The 876-nt window shown below is 51.3% G+C and carries 1 protein-coding gene; it reads right to left on the bottom strand.

Going from position 1 to position 876, the window contains the following annotated elements; all coding sequences use genetic code 11:
* Positions 1–876: VC_2705 family sodium/solute symporter (locus R7Q09_RS24735; RefSeq protein WP_318143770.1), on the bottom strand; the 876-nt coding region annotated here is incomplete at both ends.

Raw genomic sequence — 876 nt, 5'->3', positions numbered from 1 at the left:
TGCGATGAATAGGATACCTTTGTGTTGGAACACGTAGAACAGAGTGATACTGATACCGGCAATCATACCCGCGATAGCACCTTCTTTGTTGATGTTCTTACTGAAGATACCCATCATCAGAGCCGGGAAGATGGAGGACGCCGCCAGACCGAAGGCCAGTGCTACCGTACCTGCCGCGAAGCCCGGTGGATGCAGACCCAAGTAACCTGCGACTGCAATGGCCACCGCCATCGAGATTCGACTCGCGAGCAGCTCTTTCTTCTCTGAGATATTCGGGTTAATTACCCCTTTGATTAAGTCGTGGGAAATCGCGGACGAAATCGCCAGCAATAGACCCGCTGCGGTTGATAGTGCCGCCGCTAGACCACCCGCTGCGACCAGTGCGATAACCCAGTTAGGTAGTTTCGCGATCTCAGGGTTAGCCAGTACCATGATGTCGTTATCAACTTTCAGTTCGTTAGTTGCAGCATCTGATGTGTAGTTGATGTTGCCATCACCGTTCTTATCATCAAAGCCTAGCAGACCCGTTTTCTCCCAGTTTTTGAACCAAGTAGGACGTTCGTCATAAGCCAAGTGTTGGCCCGGCGCTGGGTTAACGGTATCCATTAGGTTTAGACGTGCCATTGCTGATACTGCTGGAGCCGTTGTGTATAGGATAGCGATGAACACAAGTGCCCAACCTGCAGAGGTACGTGCATCACGCACCTTCGGTACAGTGAAGAAACGGATGATTACGTGTGGCAGACCTGCAGTACCGATCATCAGTGACATGGTGTAAACGAACATGTTTAGCGTGTCACCGCGGACTTGAGTGGTGTATTCACTAAAGCCGAGCTCCGTCACCACTTGGTCGAGCCGATCCAACAGATAGACATC

Source organism: Vibrio sp. 2130-1 (assembly GCF_033339515.1).
This window is presented reverse-complemented; position numbering and strand designations above follow the sequence as displayed.